Origin of the sequence: Frigoribacterium sp. NPDC087798, from assembly GCF_044742985.1 — a bacterium.
Lineage (GTDB): Bacteria > Actinomycetota > Actinomycetes > Actinomycetales > Microbacteriaceae > Frigoribacterium.
On the sequence record NZ_JBIUVP010000001.1, the window covers coordinates 916,047 to 934,976 of the forward strand.

An 18,930-nucleotide genomic window follows, 5' to 3' on the forward strand; every position below is an offset into this window, starting at 1 on the left:
CAGATCATGACAGAAGCCGGACCTGGGCTGTACCCCGACATGTGGGGCCAGTGCGGGTGTCGCGCAGGCAGACCCGCTCTTCTTGTGCCCCGTTCTGGTCGAACGGGGCACGACACCCCGTGCCGATGACCTCCGGCCCTCGGAGGCTCAGAAGAGTCGCGGCTGTGATCGGGCCCCACCCGGCAGTTCATGGGCGATGAGGGCGCGCGGGACCGCGGAGTCACCGGCACCGGCACCGGCACCGGCACCGACGGTCAGGTCGGGGATGCCCGTCAGGCCGCCCGTCCCGGCGGCAGGGGCCGCGCCGGTGCCGTTGAGGCCCATCAGTCGGAGGGAACGCGCGCTGTCGTCGAGTGCGGCGGAACGCATCGACCCCGTGGCCGGGTCGGCCTGCCCCTTCTCGAGGCCGTACTCGCGCAGCAGGGGCCGTAGCCGGGCGGCCAGCCAGGAGCGGTACCCCGTCGGGGCGTAGGTGTTCTGGGCGTAGAGCGCACGGTACTTGCCCACGAGTTCGGGGTGCTCACGCTCGAGCCAGGCGAACCACCACTCTTTGACCCCGGGCTTGAGGTGCAGGGCGCTGTACATGACGCTCGACGCGCCTGAGTCGCGGACGGCGGCGAGCGCGGCGTGCAGGTGGTCGAGGCCGTCGGTGAGGTACGGCAGCACGGGCATCATGAACACCGAGCAGGACAGCCCCAGCTCTCGGGCCGCGGAGACGGTGGCCAGGCGGGCCGCCGTCGTCGGCGTGCCCGGCTCGACCGACTGCTGCAGGTCGTCGTCGTGGACGGCGATCGACATGGCCAGGTCGACGGGCACGTGCTGCGCCGCTTCGGCGAGCAGGGGGAGGTCGCGCCGCAGCAACGTGCCCTTGGTCAGGATGCTGAAGGGCGTGCCCGAGTCGGCGAGGGCGGCGATGATGCCGGGCATGAGCCGGTACCGGCCCTCGGCGCGTTGGTAGGGATCGGTGTTCGTGCCGAGCGCGACCGGGTGGTGCTGCCAGGTGGGGCGGTGCAGCTCACGCGCGAGCACCTCGGCGACGTTGACCTTGACGACGATCTGCCGGTCGAAGTCGTCGCCGCCGTCGAGGTCGAGGTACTCGTGGGTGGGGCGGGCGAAGCAGTACACGCACGCGTGGCTGCAGCCCCGGTAGGGATTGATCGTCCACCCGAACGGGAGGGCCGAATCGCCACCCGGCACACGGTTGAGGGCACTCTTCGCGACCATCTCGTGGAACGTCACCCCCGCGAACTCGGGCGTCGTGACGGAGGTGATCAGGTTGTTCAATCGCGCCAGACCGGGCAGCGCCGAGGCGTTCTCGGTGTCGACCGCTTGCTCGGACCATCGCATTCCCCCATTCGAACACATGTTCGAACCAGGGTCAACCCGAGGCCCGCAGCACGGGGACGCGAGGCCCGGGGCGAGGCGTCAGGCGTGGATGTGCAACGCCTCGGCGGTCGCCCCGATGGTCGACGCGGCCCGGCGTTCGTCGGACGAGAGGTCGTCGCCGTACGTAGGGATCATGGCGTTGAGCCGGGGCTTCCACGCCGCGATGCGGTCGGGGAAGCACCGCTCGAGCACGCTGAGCATGATCGGCACGGCCGTGGACGCCCCGGGGGACGCACCGAGCAGGCCCGCGATGGTGCCGTCGCCCGCCGTGATGACCTCGGTGCCGAACTGCAGCACCCCGCCCTTCTTGCGGTCCTTCTTGATGACCTGCACCCGCTGACCGGCCGTGATGCGGTACCAGTCCTTCGGGTCGGCGTCGGGCATGAACTCGCGCAGCGCCTCGAACTTTGTCTGCTTGCTCGCCGCCAGTTGCCCCACGAGGTACTTGACGAGCGAGAGGTTGGCGAGCCCGGCCCGGATCATCGGGTAGAGGTTGTGGGCACGGATCGACGCGAAGAGGTCGAACATCGAGCCGTGCTTCAGGAACTTCGGGCTGAAACCGGCGTAGGGCCCGAACATCAGGCTGGCCTGCCCGTCGACGACGCGCGTGTCGAGGTGCGGCACCGACATCGGGGGCGAGCCGACGGCGGCCTTGCCGTAGACCTTGGCCTGGTGTTTGCCGACGATCGCGGGATCGTCGCAACGGAGGAACTCGCCGCTGACCGGGAACCCGCCGAAGCCCTTGATCTCGTCGATGCCCGACTTCTGCAGCAGGTGCAGCGCCCCCCCACCGGCACCGACGAAGACGAAGCGCGCGTCGACGGTCGTCGGCGTGCCACCGACCTGCTTGCGGAGGGCCACCCGCCACGTGCCGTCGGCGAGCTTCGTGAGGTTCGTGACGCGGTGGTCGACCTCGAGGATCGCCCCCTCGCCCTGCAGGTAGGTGAGGAGGAGGCGCGTGAGGGACCCGAAGTCGACGTCCGTGCCGGCGGCGATGCGCGTCGCCGCGATCGGCTGCCCCTTCGCCCGTCCCGGGATGAGGACCGGTGCCCACGACCGGATGACGGACGCGTCGGTGCTGAACTCGAGCCCCTGGAACAGCGGGTGCTCGCGCAGGGCCTCGTGGCGCTTGCGGAGGTACTCGACGTTCTTCTCGCCCCAGACGAAGCTCATGTGCGGGGTCGAGTTGATGAAGGCGTCCGGCTGGGGCAAGGCCCCCTCGGCCACGAGGAACGACCAGAACTGCCGCGACACCTGGAACTGCTCGTTGACCTTGACGGCGCTCGACGTGTCGATGGTGCCGTCGGAGCGCTCGGGCGTGTAGTTGAGCTCGCAGAGGGCGGAGTGGCCCGTGCCCGCGTTGTTCCAGGGGTTGCTCGACTCGAGGGCGACGTCGCCCAGCGCCTCGTAGATCTGGATCGTCCAACTCGGCTCGAGCTGTTTGATCATGGCACCGAGGGTGGCACTCATGATGCCTGCCCCGATGAGGGCTACGTCGACGGGCTTCTTCGCATCGGTCACGACGTCAGTCTAGGCCCGGCCCCCTCGGCGACCCCGGGTGGCCGCCGGAGCACGACACCCCGGTGTCTCGATGTCGAGAGACCGGGGTGCGACGCATCACCGGCCCCTCGGGCGACCGGCGTCGACGGATCAGGCGACGGCGCGTTCGGCGGCGACGAGCTCGGCGATCTGCACGGCGTTGAGCGCCGCACCCTTGCGGAGGTTGTCGTTGCTGATGAAGAACGCGAGCCCACGGTGACCGGGGACGCCCTCGTCGTGCCGGATGCGGCCGACGAAGCTGGGGTCGGCTCCCGCCGCCTCGAGCGGGGTCGGGACGTCGGTGAGGACCACCCCGGGGGCGTCGCGCAGGAGTTCTTCCGCGCGCTCCGCCGTGATGTCCGAGGCGAACTCGGCGTTGATCGAGAGCGAGTGCCCCGTGAAGACCGGCACCCGGACGCACGTGCCGCTGACCAGCAGGTCGGGGCGCTCGAGGATCTTGCGGCTCTCGTTGCGCAGCTTCTTCTCTTCGTCGGTCTCGTTCGTGCCGTCGTCCACGATGCTGCCCGCGAGCGGGATGACGTCGAAGGCGATGGGACGGACGTACGTGACCGGCTCGGGCAGGTCGACCGCGCGACCGTCGTGCACGAGGCCGATGGTGTCGCCCTCGATCGCGGCACGGGTCTGCTGCAGCAGCTCGTCGGCGCCGGCGAGTCCACTGCCCGACACCGCCTGGTAGGTGCTGACGATCAGGCGCTGCAGGGTGGCCTCGGTGTCGAGCACCTTCAGCACGGGCATGGCCGCCATGGTCGTGCAGTTGGGGTTGGCGACGATGCCCTTGACCGCCTCGCGGAGGGCGTGGGGGTTGACCTCGCTGACCACCAGGGGCACCTCGGGGTCCATGCGCCAGGCGCTCGAGTTGTCGATGACCAGTGCCCCGGCCCCGGCGAACCGTGGCGCGTGGGCCCGCGAGCCCGTCGCGCCCGCCGAGAAGAGGGCGATGTCGAGACCCGCGGGGTCGGCCGTCTCGACGTCCTCGACCACGATGTCGACACCGCGGAACGGCAGGGTCGTGCCCGCCGACCGGGCGGTGGCGAAGAAGCGGATCTCGGCGATCGGGAAGTCGCGCTCGTCGAGCAGCGTGCGCATGACCTTGCCGACCTGTCCGGTCGCGCCGATCACGCCGACGCGCAGTCCTTCGGCCATGGGTGCCTCCTGGGGTTCGGTGGTGCGGGGTTCGGTGGTGCGGGTCCTGGCCCGGTGGGAGCCGGGTCGGGAGGCGCGGTGCGGTGGCCGCGCGCGCCTCCTCGGGTGGTGGGTCGCGTCAGCGGCCGGTGCCGCCGTGGACGACGGCGTCGACCTCGGCGTCGAGGCCGAAGGCCGTGTGGACGACGCGCAGGGCGTCGTTCAGGGTGTCGGCCCGGGTGACCACCGAGATGCGGATCTCGCTGGTCGAGATCATCTCGATGTTGATTCCGGCCTCGAAGAGGGCCGTGAACAGCCGCGCCGAGACGCCGGCGTTGGTGCGCATGCCCGCGCCGACGAGGGCCAGCTTGCCGATCTGGTCGTCGTACTGCAGGGACTCGAAGCCGATCTCGGCCCGGTCGGACTCGAGGGCCTGGAGCACGACGGCACCCTCGGACTTCGGCAGGGTGAACGAGATGTCGGTGCGGCTGGTCGACGCCGCCGACACGTTCTGCACGATCATGTCGATGTTGGCGCCGGTCTTGGCGACCGTGCGGAAGATCTGGGCGGCCTTGCCCGGGACGTCGGGGACGCCGACGACGGTGATCTTGCCCTCGCTGAGGTCGCCCGCGACCCCGCTGATGATGGGTTCTTCCACGTTCTCTCCCTCTTTCGGGTTGACGACGAGCGTGCCCTCGTTGTTGTTGAACGACGAGCGGACGTGCAGGGTGACCCCGTGACGCCGGGCGTACTCGACGGCACGGATGTAGAGCACCTTCGACCCGGCGGCGGCGAGCTCGAGCATCTCTTCGCTCGTGACGCGGTCGAGCTTGCGGGCCTTGGGCACGACGCGGGGGTCGGCCGTGAAGACGCCGTCGACGTCGGTGTAGATCTCGCACACGTCGGCGTCGAGCGCCGCGGCGAGGGCGACGGCGGTCGTGTCGGAGCCGCCACGACCGAGGGTCGTGATGTCGCCCGTGGACCGGTTGAACCCCTGGAAGCCGGCGACGATCGCCACGTACCCGGCGTCGAGCGCGTCGCGCACCCGTCCGGGCGTCACGTCGACGATGCGGGCCTTGCCGTGCTGGGCGTCGGTGATCATGCCGGCCTGGCTGCCCGTGTACGAGCGGGCCTCGACGCCCAGGCTGCGGATCGCCATGGCGAGCAGGGCCATGCTGATGCGCTCGCCCGCGGTGAGCAGCATGTCGAGCTCGCGACCGCCGGGCAGCGGGCTGACCTCGTTGGCCAGGTCGAGCAGTTCGTCGGTGGTGTCGCCCATCGCGCTGACGGCCACGACGACGTCGTTGCCGGCCTTCCGCGTCTCGACGATGCGCTTGGCGACGCGCTTGATGCTCTCGGCATCGGCGACGGACGACCCGCCGAATTTCTGCACGATCAAGCTCACGGTGACTCCTGAGAAGGGGGACTGGGCGCGCCGGAGGACGGCTCACGCCTGCGTCCGGCGATTCTATTCGGTGTCGAGAGCGTGTGACGTACGTCGGTCGCGGGGCGTCATCGGCGCCTCTCCCCTACGGTGGACCGATGCCCGACACCACCGAACAGGCCCGCGGCGCCGCCAGCCGCCTCCAGGACAGCCGCGCCCTCACGACCGCCGCCCGCGTCGGCTTCGCCATGAACGGCCTGCTCCACGTCGTGATCGGCGTGATCGCCCTCGGCGTCGCGTTCGGAGGTGGAGGAGAGGCCGACCAGGGCGGTGCCCTCGGGCAGTTCGCGTCCCGCCCGGGCGGGGTCTTCCTCCTCTGGCTGATCGTCGTCGGGCTCTGGGGCCTCGGCCTCTTCCAGTTGCTGGAGGCCGCTCTCGTCCGCGGGACGGACAAGGACGCCTGGGCCGAGCGCGCGAAGGAGGGCGGCAAGGGCGTCGCCTACCTCGCCGTCGGGTTCACGGCCTTCACCTTCGCCCGGGGCTCGTCGTCGGACAGCTCGGGGCAGACCCAGACGCTCAGCGCCCGGCTGCTCTCCGCACCCGGGGGCGTCGTGCTCCTCGTCGTCGTCGCGCTCGCCATCGTGGCGATCGGGGCCTACTTCGTCGTGAAGGGCGTGAAGCAGAAGTTCCGCGAGGACCTCACGCTGCCGGGCGGTGCGGCGGGAAGGGGCACGGTCGCCCTCGGCGTCACGGGGTACGTGGCCAAGGGGATCGCCCTGGGCGTGGTGGGCGTGCTGTTCGCGGTCGCGGCCGTCACCTCGGACCCGAGCGAGGCCACGGGGCTCGACGGCGCGCTGAAGGCCCTCGCGGCCCTCCCGTTCGGCGTGGTGGTGCTGACGGCCGTCGCCCTGGGGCTCATGGCCTACGGTGCGTACTGCGCCGTGCGGGCACGGCGCGCCCGCCTCTGACGGGCAGGCGCGCGCCGGACGGGTTCAGGAGGCGCGGGTCGTCATTCGGAGACGAGCCGGCGGCCCTCGAAGGCGCGGCCGAGCGTGACCTCGTCGGCGTACTCGAGGTCGCCGCCCACGGGCAACCCCGAGGCCAGTCGCGTCACCCGGAGACCGAAGGGCGCGAGCATCCGGGAGAGGTACGTCGCGGTCGCCTCGCCCTCGAGGTTGGGGTCGGTGGCGATGATGACCTCTTGCACGGTGTCGTCGGCGAGACGCTGCACCAACTGGCGGATGCGCAGATCGTCGGGACCGATGCCGTCGATGGGACTGATCGCCCCGCCGAGCACGTGGTACAGACCGCGGAACTCGCGGGTGCGCTCGATGGCCTGGACGTCCTTGGCCTCTTCGACGACGCAGATCGTGGCGGGCGAGCGACGCGGGTCACGGCAGATGTTGCACGTCTCTTGTTCGCTGACGTTGCCGCAGATCTCGCAGAAACGCACCTTGGTCTTGACGTCGACGAGCAGCTCGGCGAGGCGTGACGTGTCGAAGGATTCGTTCTGCACGATGTGGAACGCGATGCGCTGCGCCGACTTGGGCCCGATGCCGGGGAGGCGACCGAATTCGTCGATCAGCTCTTGGACGATGCCTTCGTACACGCGCTACTCGCTTCTCTGAGGCGTGACCCGGGGGGCGATCGTCTCTTCTTCGATGAACTGGGCCCCGAGGATCTCGCGCACGACGGCCTCGCCGTAGCGCGACCCGGTGGGGATGCCCCGGCGCGGGTCACCGGTCGCCGCGCGACGCTCGGCCACCGACGGACCCGCACCGGCGGAGGCGGTCGGTGTGCTGGTGTCCGCTGTGGAGGGCGACGGGGCGGCGGCGGCGGGGCGAGCCGGGGGCACGTCGACCTCGGGCGGAGGAGGCGCGGCGTCGACCGTCGGGACGCCGCCGGGCGGTTCTTCGGTGATGTGCTCGGGTTCGTCGGGCTCGGGGGGCGGGGTCTGCGGGATGGGGGCGACGTCCCACCCGGTGACGGGGGTCGAGCCGCCGGACCGCGCGGCGGCCTCGGACGCCGGAGCGCCGGATCGCCCGGCGGACGCGGGCGCCGCGGCACCGGACCGCGCGGCGGTCTCGGGCGCCGCGGCCGGAGCGGGGGCCCGGGACGGGCTCGGGGCCGGCGACGCGGAGGCCTCGGGCGCCGACGGCGTCGCGGCGGGGGCCGTGGCCCGGCCCGTCTCGGACGGCGCCGCCCCCGGAGACGCGGGCCCGGACGGCTGGCGTCCTGCCTCGGGCGCCGGTGTGGTCGACCGGCCGGTCTCGCGCGGCGCACCCGACAGGGCGGGAGGGGCGGCGGCGTCGGCGGGTGAACCCGTGGGGGTCGGGCCCGCGGGCCCGTCGCCCTCGACACGGGCGATGTACTTCACCTTGACGCCGAGGACGTCGACGATCGCGCGTCGCAGGTACTCGCTGACACCCTCGGCCGCGCCCTGCGGCCGCTTGAAGCTCTCGACGTCGTTGGCGCTGGGGAAGGCCAGCGTCAGCACGTCGTCGACGAAGTCGACGACGGTGGCCGTGACGACGACCATCCAGGCCGTGCGCCGCGCCTTCTGGACGACCTCGACGATCTCGGGCCAGCTGTCACGCAACTGCTGGAGCGTGACGGGAGCCGCGCCGCTCCCGGACGCCTGGCCGGTGTCGGGGGTCTGTGCCCACGCGGCCGAGTGCGGTGCGGACGGAGGCGCGGGTTCGGTCGGCGTCGCGGAGTCGGCCTGGTCGGCCCGGGGGGCAGAGGTCGACGGAGCGGCCGTCGCCCAGGACGCCGTCGCACTCTCGACGGCCGACGGGCCACCGGCCGCCTCGGTCGACGGCGTGGCCTCGACGGGCGAGGCGGACGGGGCCGACGCGGACGGGGCCGACGCGGCGACGGGAGGCGTCGATCGACCCGCCGTCCGGACCTCGGCCGGCCGGGCAGCCGCCTGCGTCGACGGGGCAGCGGACGGACCGGGCACGGCGGACGGACCGGAGCCGGAGCCCTCGACCCCGACGCGTCGTTCGAGGCGCTCGACCCGGGCGAGGGCGCCCCGGCCGGTCTGGTCGCTCTCGGGGACGAGGACGCGCGCGATCATCAGTTCGAGGTGCAGCCGCGGCGAGGTGGCCCCGGTCATGTCGGTGAGAGCGCGGTTCACGACGTCGGCCGAGCGCGACAGCTCGGCGGCGCCGAAGGCGTGCGACTGGTGCACGAGACGGTCGAGCTCGTCAGCCGTGACGCCCCGCAACACGGCCGAGGCACCCTCGACGGTCGCCCCGACGACGATGAGGTCGCGCAGGCGTTCGAGCAGGTCTTCGACGAACCGCCGAGGGTCTTGCCCGGTCTGGACGACGCGGTCGACCGCAGCGAACGCCGCGGCGCCGTCACGGGCGCCCAGCGCCTCGACGACGTCGTCGAGCAGCGATGCATGGGTGTACCCGAGCAGCGCGACGGCGCGCTCGTACTGGATGGCGCCGTCCTCGCTGCCGGCCATCAGCTGGTCGAGGAGCGAAAGGGTGTCGCGCACCGACCCGCCGCCGGCACGGACCACGAGCGGGAGCACGCCCGGGGCGGCCTCGACCGACTCGCTCTCGCAGAGTTCGTGGACGTACTCGAGCATCTGGGCCGGGGGCACGAGGCGGAACGGATAGTGGTGGGTGCGCGACCGGATGGTGCCGATCACCTTGTCGGGCTCGGTGGTCGCGAAGATGAACTTGACGTGCTCGGGCGGTTCTTCGACGACCTTCAGCAGGGCGTTGAAGCCCTGCGGGGTGACCATGTGGGCCTCGTCGAGGATGAAGATCTTGAAGCGGTCGCGAGCCGGGGCGAACACGGCCCGGTCACGGATGTCGCGGGCGTCGTCGACGCCGTTGTGGCTGGCCGCGTCGATCTCGATGACGTCGAGCGAGCCGCCGCCGTCGCGTGAGAGCTCGACGCACGACGCACAGACGCCGCACGGGGTGTCGGTCGGGCCCTGGGCACAGTTGAGGCAGCGGGCCAGGATGCGCGCGGACGTCGTCTTGCCGCAACCGCGCGGCCCGCTGAAGAGGTAGGCGTGGTTGACGCGGTTGGTGCGGAGTGCCGTGCGGAGCGGATCGGTCACCTGCGTCTGCCCGATGAGCTCGGCGAAGTTCTCTGGCCGGTAACGGCGATACAGGGCGGTGACCACAGAGCAAGAGTAGTCGGGGCGACCGACAACGGTCGACGGCGGGAGTCGCCGTCGAGGGCCCCTCGCGGCGCCCCGGGCGCACGAGAGGGCCCGTCGTGTCGACGGGCCCTCGGGTGCGGCTCCCGGCCGGGGTGGACTACTCGGCGGACCCCCTCGCGCGACGGCGGACCCTGGTCGCCGACACGAGGCCGAGGCCGATCAGCAAGGCGAAGGCCGCGAGCGAGAACCAGCCGAGGGCGTCCGACCCCGTGTACGCCAGGCCCGAGACGGAGCCGGTCGGGACCGCTCCCCCACCGGTGCCGGTGCCGTTACCGGTGCCGGTGCCGCCACCCGATCCGGGCAGACCCGGGAAGCCGGGGGTACCAGGGGTACCCGGGGTCCCGGGCGTCCCGGGCGTCCCGGGAGTTCCCGGGTCGCCCGGTGTGCCCGGGGTCCCGCTGGCCGCCGCGACGGTGAACCCGGTGGTGACCGGGGCCGACGTGGCGCCCGCGATCGTCTCGGTCGCGGCGACCACGTGGGGTCCGACGGCGACGCCCGCGAGGACGACCGTCCAGCTCCCCGTCCCGGGGTCGGCCTGGACGACCTGCGCGGTGCCGTCGTCGAGCTGCACCGTCACCGTGGCACCGGGTTCCGCCGTCCCGACGACCGTCACGGGCGTCGTGCCGCCGGTTCCGGCCTGCAGGACCGAGCCGGCCACCGGGCTGGTGATCACCACGGGGTCGACCGAGGCGATCAGGAGGTCCTGGCTCACCGTGGTCGTGCCCGCGTCCGCGGTCTGCGTCGCCGTGACGACGTAGGCGCCGACCGGGACGTCCGTGAAGTCGACCGCCCAGGTGCCGTCGGCCCCGACCGTCGCCGACTGCGTCGGCCCGCCGCCGAGGTCCACCGTGACGAGCGCACCGGGTGTGCCGGTGCCCGTCACCGTGACGTCCTCGAGGCCGTTCCCGTCGACGTCGGCGATCAACGCGCCGGGTGCCGGCGAGGTGATGACGACGGCGTCGGTGCTCGCGGCCGGCGAGACCGTGAACACGACGGTCTCGGGGGCCGACACCGCGCCTCCCACGGTCTGGGTCACGGACAGGGTGTGCTGCCCCTGCTCGACCCCCACCAGGGTGGTGGACCAGGCGCCGTCGGCGTCCACGTCGACCACGACCGGGAGGCCGCCGTCGATGCTGACGGCCACCGAGGCGTTCGGCTGAGCCGAACCGCCGACCAGGACGTCCGCCGTCCCCGCCGTGCCCGCCGGCAGGATCGAGCCCTGTTCGGGCGAGGTGACCACGAGCGGCGCGACCTCGGCCGCGGGGGCGAGGGTGACGTCGACCGACGCGCTGCCGGTGACGACGCCGCCGACCGTCTGTTCGACGATCACGGTGCGGGTGCCGACCGGGACCGCCGGCAGGGTCACCGACCAGGTGCCCCCGTCGGTGACGGTGGCCGTCTGCGTGATGCCGCCGACGGAGACGGTGACGGTGGCTCCGGGCTCGCCCGTTCCGGTGACCGGCAGGTCGACCAAGCCGTCACCGTCGGTGTCGACGACGAGCTGTCCGTCGGCCGGCGAGGTGATGGTGGGCGCGGCGGCGGGGTCGGCCGGGACGGGCACGACGACCACCGAGACCTCGACGGGAGCGCTCGTGGCGCCTCCGACGGTCTGCACGGCCGAGACCGTGTGCGTCCCGGTGCCGAGCACGACCGGCACCTGCCACGAGCCCGAGGCGTCGACCGTCGTGGTGACGGGGTCTCCCCCGTCGACCGTGACGGCGACGGGTGCGCCCGGCTGCCCCTGGCCACGGACGACGACCGGCGCGGTGCCGGCGTCGCCCGCCTGGTACTGCTGGCCGTCGGTCGGTGCCGTGATCGTGAGCGTCGCGGCGGCCTCGACCACGACCGTGGTCGTGACCGGAGCCGACTCGACCCCGCCGACGGTCTGCGTCGCGGACACCACGTGCTCGCCCACGCCGACCCCCGCGAAGGTGGTCGACCAGTCGCCGTCGTCGTCCACGTCGACCGTGACGGCCGTGCCGTCGTCGAGCGTCACCGCGACGGTCGCGCCGGCCTGGGCCGAACCGGACACCGGCAGGTCCACCGTCGAGGCGGCGGACGGCACGAGGAGGCGCGTGCCCGTCGCCGGGTCGGTGATCCGGATCGGGTCTGCCGCGACCACCGCGAACGGCTGGGTCACGGGGACCGTCGTGACGGTGCCGTACTGCTGCACCACCGAGATCGGTCCGGCACCCACCGGCACCGCGTCGAAGGTCGTGGTCCACGCCCCCGTCGTCGGGTCGGCCGTGACGGCCTGGGTCAGGTCGCCACCGAGCGAGACCGTGACGGTCGCGCCGGGCTGGGCGGTGCCCGACACCGTGACCGGCGTCGTCCGGCCGTCGAGGACGACGACCGTGGCACCCGGGGCGGGCTCGGTGATGGTGACCGGGGTGCCGACCACCACGTCGAGCTGCTGGGTGGCGGGAGTCGTCGAACCGGCCGGCACCGTCTGCGTCACGACGACCGGGTACGAGCCGACGGGCACGTCGCCCACCGTGACGGTCCAGGTGCCCTCGGGGGTCACCGTCGTCGTCTCGGAGAGGTCGTCGCCCACCGCGACCACGACCGTGGCGCCGGGCTGACCCGTGCCGGTGACCGTGACGTCGGTGGCGTCGTCGGTGTCACGGACGACGATCGACGACCCGGCGGGCGGCGAGGTGATCGTCACCGGGGCGGCCACGACGACCGACACGTCCCGCGTGATCGGGGTCGACACGGCGCCGTCGACGGTCTGGGTGACCGAGGCGGTGCGGTCGCCGACCGGGACGCCGTCGACCGTGACGCTCCAGGCGCCGGTCGTCGGGTCGGCCACGACGGTCCCGACCAGGCCGTCACCGAGGTCGACCGTGACGGTCGCTCCGGGCTGGGCCGTGCCGGACGCGACCACCGGGGCGGTGTCGCCCGCGGCGAGCACGACGACCGTCGTGCCGTCGGTGGGCCGGTCGACGACGAGACCCGCTGCCGCCGCGACCGTGAACGGTTGCGTCGCCGCGGCCGAGGTCGCGCCTCGGATCGTCTGCGTGGCGGTCAGGGTGTAGTCCCCGACGGGGACTCCGTCGACGGTCGTCTGCCAGTCACCCTCGGGCCCGACGGTGGCGCCGGCCGTGAGGCCCGTGCCGAGCGAGACGGCGATGGTGGCGCCGGGCTCACCGGTGCCCGAGACGACGACCGACGTGGTGCCGGCCGGGTCGAGCAGGGAGACCGTCGCACCGGGGGCGGGGGTGACGATCGCAGGCGCGGCGGGGGCCACGACGATCGACACGTCCCGCGTGACCGGGGTCGAGGTCGAGCCGTCGACGGTCTGCGTGACCGCGATGGTGCGGTCGCCGACCGGGACGCCCGGCACGGTGACGCTCCACGCGCCGGTCGTGCCGTCGGCCGTGACCGTGCCGGTCAGGTCGTCGCCGAGGTCGACGGCGATCGAGGCGCCCGGCTCGGCCGTGCCCGACACGACCAGGTCGGTCGTCGCGTCCGGCGTCGCCACCGCCACGACGGTCCCGACGGCCGGGGCCTCGATGACGACCGCGGCGGCGGAGACCACCGAGAGGGGTTGGGTGACGGCGGGCGACACCGAGGTGCCGAGCGCCTGGGTGGCGGTGAGCGTGCGCTCGCCGACCGTGACGCCGGCCACGACGACGCTCCAGGCGCCGGTGGTCGGGTCGGCGATCGTCGAGGCCACGAGGTCGTCGCCGAGGTCGACGCGGACGGTCGCCCCGGGTGCGGCCGTGCCGCTGACCGTGACGGCCGTCGAGGCGGTCGGGTCGGCGACGGTCACGACGTCACCGGGCTCGGGCTGCAGGACCTCCAACCCGGGACCGACCACGATCCGGAACCCGGCCGCGACGGGGGTCGAGGTCGTACCGGCCACGGTCTGCGACGCCGTCACCTGGTAGACGGCGGTCGGCAGGTCGGCGAAGAGGACGGACCAGTCGCCGGACGTCGGGTCGGCGGTCGTGGTGACGGCCGCTCCCCCGTTCAGTCGGACCGAGACCGGGGCGCCCGGGGACGCCGTGCCCGAGACGGGGACGTCCACGGTGCCGGCCGGGTCGAGCACCGTGAACACGGTGTCGTCCGGGTCGACGATGACGACCGGGGCGGCCGCGCGGATCTCGAACGAGCTCTCCTGCGCCGGCGAGGTGGTGCCGCCGATGCTCTGCGTCACCGACAGGTCGGCCGCGCCCACGGGCACGCCCGGGACGTCCACGGACCACCGGCCCGTGGCCGCGTCGGCCGTCGTCGTGGCGGCGAGGTCGGCGCCCGTCGCGGGATCGAGGACCACGTCGACCGTGGCTCCCGCCGCGGCGGTGCCGGAGACGGTCACCGTGGTCACGACCTCGGGCCCGGCCACGTCGACGACGGAACCGTCGGCTGGGGTCAGGACGACGAGGGGGTCGCCGGCGAGGATGCGGACCACCCGGGTCTCGGGAGCCGAGACCGAGGTGCCCACCGTCTGGGTGGCGGTGACGGTCCGCGTGCCCACGGGCACCCCGGCGAAGGACACCGTCCAGGCACCCGTCGTGGTGCCGGAAGTGACCGTGTCGGTGAAGCCGTCGCCGAGGTCGACGCGGACGACCGCGCCCGGCTCGGCCTGACCCGACACGACGAGCGTCGTGGTCGAGGACGGGTCGGCGAGGAAGATCGGGACGCCGTCGGCCGGGGCGACGATGGTCAGCGGGGCGGCCGGGTCGATCGTCACGACGCGCGTGTCGGCCTGCTGGACGGTGTCCCGCACCGCCTGTGAGGCCCCGAGGACGCGCTCTCCGACGCCGACGCCGACGAGCGTGACCGCCCAGGCCCCGGTCACGGGGTCGGCGAGGGTGCTGCCGACCTCGGCGCCGTCGAGGGTCACGGTGATCCGTGCGCCCGGCTGGGCGGTGCCGGCGACCGGGACGTCCTGCATGGCCGCGGGCGAGGCGACGACGTAGCGGATGTCGGCGGCGGGCGTCGTGATGACCACGTCGGCCCCGGAGGCGATCTCGAAGGCCCGGGTGACGGGCTCGGTGGTCGTCGTGCGACCGACCGTCTGGGTCGCGGAGGCGACCTGGTCACCCACGGGGACGCCCGGGACCGTGACGGACCAGAGCCCGTCGGGCCCGGCGGTCGTCGGGACGACCACGCCGGCCAGGGTGACCTCGACGGACGCACCGGGGTAGGCCGTCCCGGTCACGACGACGGCGGTGGTGCTGTCCGCGCCGGCGACCGTGACGACGTCGCCGTCACCGGGTGCGGTGATGGAGAGGTCGGCCTCGGCCGAGACGACCGAGAAGTCCGTCGGCCCGGCCTCGAGGAGGTCGGGGCCCTGCTGCTGGCTCGCGCCCACGACGTGGTCGCCGACGGCGACCCCGGTCAGGACGAGGGACCAGGTGCCCTGCGCGTCGGTGGCGACCGGGGCCTGGTCGACGCCGTCCACCGTGACGGTGACGGGCAGACCGGCCACGCCGGTGCCCGCGATGGTGACCGGAGCGGTCCCCTGGTCGTCGGCGACCACCAGCTGGGTGCCGGGGACGGGCGCCGTGATGACGACGTCGCCGCCGACGCTGACCAGGACGTCCCGCGTCTCGGCGTCCGAGGTGGAGCCGTTGATGCTCTGGGTCACCGAGACCGTGTGCGGACCGACCGGGACGCCGTCGACCGTGACGGACCACTGGCCCGAGACCGGGACGACCATCTGGCCGACGAGGCCGTCGCCGAGGTCGACCTCGACGGTCGCCCCGACCTGGCCCGTGCCCGAGACGACGACGGGCGTCGTGTCCTGCGGTCCGGGGACGAAGTACTCGGCGCCGTCGAGCGGTGCCGTGACGGCCAGGGGCGTGCCCTGCGCGATCGTCAGCGGCTGGGTCACCGGTGCCGAGGTGGTCCCGCCGAGGGTCTGCGTCGCACCGAGCGTGCGGTCACCGGCGGGGACGTCGGGGATGACGGCGGTCCAGGCGCCCGTGGCGGGGTCGACCGTGGCCGGCACCTCGAAGCCGGCGCCGAGGCCGACCGTGACGGTCGCCCCCGGGTCGGCCGTGCCGGTGACGGTCACGTCGGCCGTGGTGCCGCCGACGATCGGGATCGTGGCCCCGGGGGCCGGCGTCGAGATGGCGACCGGGGTCCCGGCGACGATCGACACGACGCGCGTCTGCGCGGGCGACACGGTGCCGCCGACGGTCTGCGTCGCCGAGATCGTGCGCTGACCGACGGGAACGCCGGCGACGTCCACCGACCAGGCGCCGGTCGAGGCGTCCGCCGTGATCCGGCCGGTGAGGCCGTCACCGAGGTCGACGCGGACGTCGGCGCCGACCTGGGCGGTGCCCGAGACGGTCAGCGTGGACAAGGAGGCGCTGTCGGCGACGCGCACCGTGGTGCCCTCGGCCGGGGCGAGGATGTCGAGCGGTGCACCGGCGGCGACCGTCAACGGCTGCGTGACCGGCACCGAGACGACGCCCGCGACCGTCTGCGTGACGCTGATCGTCCGGGGCCCGACGGGCACGGACGACACGGTGGCCGACCAGGCGCCCGTGGCGTCGGCCGTGGTCGTGGCCACGTAGCCGTCGCCCAGGTCCACGCGGACGGGGGCGTTCGGCTCGGCGGCTCCCGTCACCGTGACCGGGGTGGTCGAGGTGGCGTCGGCGACCGTGAGGGTCGCACCGGGCGCCGGCGTCGAGATCGTCACGCCGGTCGCGGCCACGAGGGTGAAGTCGGTGGTCTGCGGGGCGGACACCGCGCCTCCCACCGTCTGCGTCGCGGTGGCCGTGTAGGTGGCGACCGGCAGGGCCGGGAAGGTCACGGACCAGGTGCCGTTGGGGGCGACCGTCGTGGTGAGGTCGCGGCCGCCGCCGAGGGTGACGGCGACCGGGGCCCCGGCCTGTCCGGCACCCGAGACGGTGACGTCACGGGTGGAGTCGTCTCCGGGCAGACGGTACTGCGTGCCGGAGGTCGGGCTCGTGATGGTCAGGCCCGTGCCGGCGACGACGCTGAAGGCGCGCGTCACGGCGGCGGAGACGTCTCCACCGAGGGCTTGGGTCACCGACGCGGTGTAGCCGCCGACGGGCACGCCCGGGACGGTCGTCGACCAGGTGCCGTCCGCGGCGACGAGGGCCGTGGCCGTGCGGCCGCCGCCCAGGTCGACGGCGACGGTGGCCGTGGGGGTCGCGGTGCCCGAGACGATCACGGGGGTCGTGGAGTCGGCGTCGAGGACCGTGAAGACGCGTCCGGCGGTGGGCGTGGTGACGACGAGCGGCTGCTGCGCGACGACGGTGAAGTCCCGCGTGACGGGGCCGGTGGTCGCGGTGCCGAGGGCCTGGGTCACGGAGGCGCTGTAGGCCCCTGCGGGCACGTTCGCGACGGTCACGCTCCAGCTGCCGTCCACGGCGACCGTGCCGGTGCCCGTGAGACCGGCACCGAGGTCGACCGTGACGGCGGCGCCGGGCTCGCCGGCACCGGTCAGCACGACGCTGCGCGTGGCGCCCGGGGAGGCCGGGACGACGAACACCTGCCCGGCGGTGGGCGTGGCGATGCTGAGGGGGGCGAGGGCCGCGGCGCGGACGGTGGAGGTCGCGAGGTCGACCCGGGACGCGTTCACCAGCGGGAGGACCGAGAGGCTGACCGCGTGGACGGAGCTCGAGCCGGCGTCGGTGCCTCGGCCGTCACGGAAGCCCGCGCCGTCCTGGGCGTTGATCGTGACGCGGACGAGTTGGTTGAGCAACGTCGTGAGAGGCGCGAGGGTCGTGACGACCGCGGCGGTCGTGGTGCGCAGGCTGGTCGTCGTGGCGGCGAGCGCCGTGCCGTTCACCAGGGGCGAGTAGAGGCCGCCCACGGTCGGCAGGAGGGACGTGGTGACGAGGGTCGTGACCGCTCCCGTCAGCACGCCCAGGCCGAGGGGTGCGGTGACGACCGTGGCGGCGGCCGGGGTCGTGCCGTCGATGAGCTGACCGACCGTCGTCGTCGTGGTGGCCCCGAGCGTCAGGTTCGCCCCCGCGAGACGCACGGGGACCTGCAGGTCGACGGTCAGCGCGGTCGACCGGATGGCGGCGTTCGCCGCGGCGACGAGGTTCGTCGGGAGCTGGTTCTGCAGGATGTCGGTCAGGCCGGCCGTCACGGCCGTGAGCGTGGCCGGGCTGAGCAGGTCGCTGTTCGCCGGCAGCCCGTTCAGTGCCTGCAGGTCGATGACGATCTCCCCGGTCGACGGGGTGAGGGTCACGATGCCCGAGGTGAGCGGACGCGCCAACTCGGTGTCGAGGGTCGACGTCAGGTCGACCCCGCCGCGGACGACGACGGTGGGCTGGCCGGCACTGGCGAGGGGGAGGGCGTTGACGAGGCCGACGAGCGGTGCGGTGACGGGGGCCACGGCGTTCGTCAGCGCGGCGGAACCGCCGACCGCGTCGACCGTCGACCCGAGACCGGTCACCGTGGTGCGGAGCGAGGAGGTGACGCCCGCGACCGCGGGGCTGGTGAGGGTGTAGCGGGCACCGGCGACCTGGTAGGCCGTCGTGGGCGTGGTGGCGGTGGCGCCCCGCTGCTGGGTGATCTGCGACGAGAGCGCGCCGAGCTGCAGGGTCACGTCGCTGAGGACGCCCTGCGTGGCGGGCACCTGGGCGAGCAGCGGCTGGAGGCGGAGGGTGGTCTGCTGGGCCGGGCTGCCGTCGCCGACGGCGATCGAGCCGTCCTGGGCGATGAGACCGGCCGAGGCGGTGGCGCCGGTCGCGGTGGCGTTCGCGTACTGACCGTCGACGCCGAGGGTGAGCAGCCCGTTGCCCCCGAGGAGGCGGATGCCGTTGCCCAGACCGACCGTGAGCGCGTTGACGGCGGTGAGGTTCAGCGGGTTGCGCGACGTCGGCGGGTTCTGCGTGGTGCCGAAGGCCGAGTAGGCCCCGCCGAGTGCGGCGACCTGGTCGAGCGCGACGATGCCCGTTCCGCCGACGAGCGACGCCTCGGCCTCGCTGCGGTCGGTCGTGGCCGCCTGCGCGGGGACGACGACGACGAGCGCGCCGACGACCGCCGCGACGACGGCGGCCGCCGTCGCCTTCAGTGCGCGGGACGCGTGGGAGCGCCGGGGACGCTCGATCGTCTGGCTTCGCATGGGTGTGCCTCTTCCTGACGGGACGAGCCCGCCGCCTGATCCGAAGAACTCCCGCTGGTGAGGCGGGAGGTGCTGCTGTTCTGTTGTGTCGTCGCCGCGTCGCCGCCCGGGGACGACGGCGAGGCGAACGGGACTACCGCGCGGTGCGCGGGCTCGTTCGCCTGGTGCGGGTGCTGCTGACGTGCCGTGGTGAGGGGCTCATCGGTCCTGATCCTGATCGTGTGGTGC

General features: G+C 73.5%; 8 protein-coding genes. 1 reads left to right on the forward strand and 7 read right to left on the reverse strand.

The window, feature by feature from the left end; all coding sequences use genetic code 11:
- Nucleotides 1-147: 147 nt before the first annotated feature.
- The 4 genes from ACIOSR_RS04255 to ACIOSR_RS04270 all read right to left on the reverse strand — a co-directional run bounded on the left by ACIOSR_RS04255 (nt 148) and on the right by ACIOSR_RS04270 (nt 5,473).
- Entirely contained in the window at nt 148-1,347 is a 1,200-nt protein-coding gene (locus tag ACIOSR_RS04255; RefSeq protein WP_402751910.1) for an Rv2578c family radical SAM protein, read from the reverse strand.
- A gap of 78 nt (nt 1,348-1,425) precedes the next feature.
- On the reverse strand, nt 1,426-2,907 hold the full coding sequence (locus tag ACIOSR_RS04260; protein ID WP_123570488.1) for a malate:quinone oxidoreductase: 1,482 nt from the start codon (nt 2,905-2,907) through the stop codon (nt 1,426-1,428).
- Nucleotides 2,908-3,036: 129 nt separating this feature from the next.
- A complete protein-coding gene (locus ACIOSR_RS04265; protein ID WP_402751911.1) occupies nt 3,037-4,089 on the reverse strand; it encodes an aspartate-semialdehyde dehydrogenase in 1,053 nt (350 codons plus the stop codon).
- A gap of 118 nt (nt 4,090-4,207) precedes the next feature.
- Complete coding sequence (locus ACIOSR_RS04270; RefSeq protein ID WP_055971466.1) at nt 4,208-5,473, reverse strand: aspartate kinase; 1,266 nt, start codon at nt 5,471-5,473, stop codon at nt 4,208-4,210.
- Between the two features lie 137 nt (nt 5,474-5,610).
- On the opposite strand from ACIOSR_RS04270, the gene ACIOSR_RS04275 reads away from it, so the two are divergent.
- Complete coding sequence (locus ACIOSR_RS04275) at nt 5,611-6,420, forward strand: DUF1206 domain-containing protein (protein WP_402751912.1); 810 nt, start codon at nt 5,611-5,613, stop codon at nt 6,418-6,420.
- 41 nt (nt 6,421-6,461) lie between these two features.
- Here ACIOSR_RS04275 and recR read toward each other — a convergent pair whose 3' ends face one another.
- From recR to ACIOSR_RS04290, 3 genes are all read right to left on the reverse strand, one after another.
- Nucleotides 6,462-7,061: a recombination mediator RecR gene (gene recR / locus ACIOSR_RS04280; RefSeq protein WP_043595550.1), complete on the reverse strand. Its 600-nt coding sequence runs from the start codon at nt 7,059-7,061 to the stop codon at nt 6,462-6,464.
- Nucleotides 7,062-7,064: 3 nt separating this feature from the next.
- Nucleotides 7,065-9,602 carry a DNA polymerase III subunit gamma and tau gene (locus tag ACIOSR_RS04285; RefSeq protein ID WP_402751913.1) on the reverse strand — a complete coding sequence of 846 codons (2,538 nt, stop codon included), beginning with the start codon at nt 9,600-9,602 and terminating at the stop codon, nt 7,065-7,067.
- A gap of 136 nt (nt 9,603-9,738) precedes the next feature.
- Nucleotides 9,739-18,702, reverse strand: coding sequence for a choice-of-anchor G family protein (locus ACIOSR_RS04290; protein WP_402751914.1), 8,964 nt, complete (start codon nt 18,700-18,702; stop codon nt 9,739-9,741).
- Nucleotides 18,703-18,930: the final 228 nt, after the last annotated feature.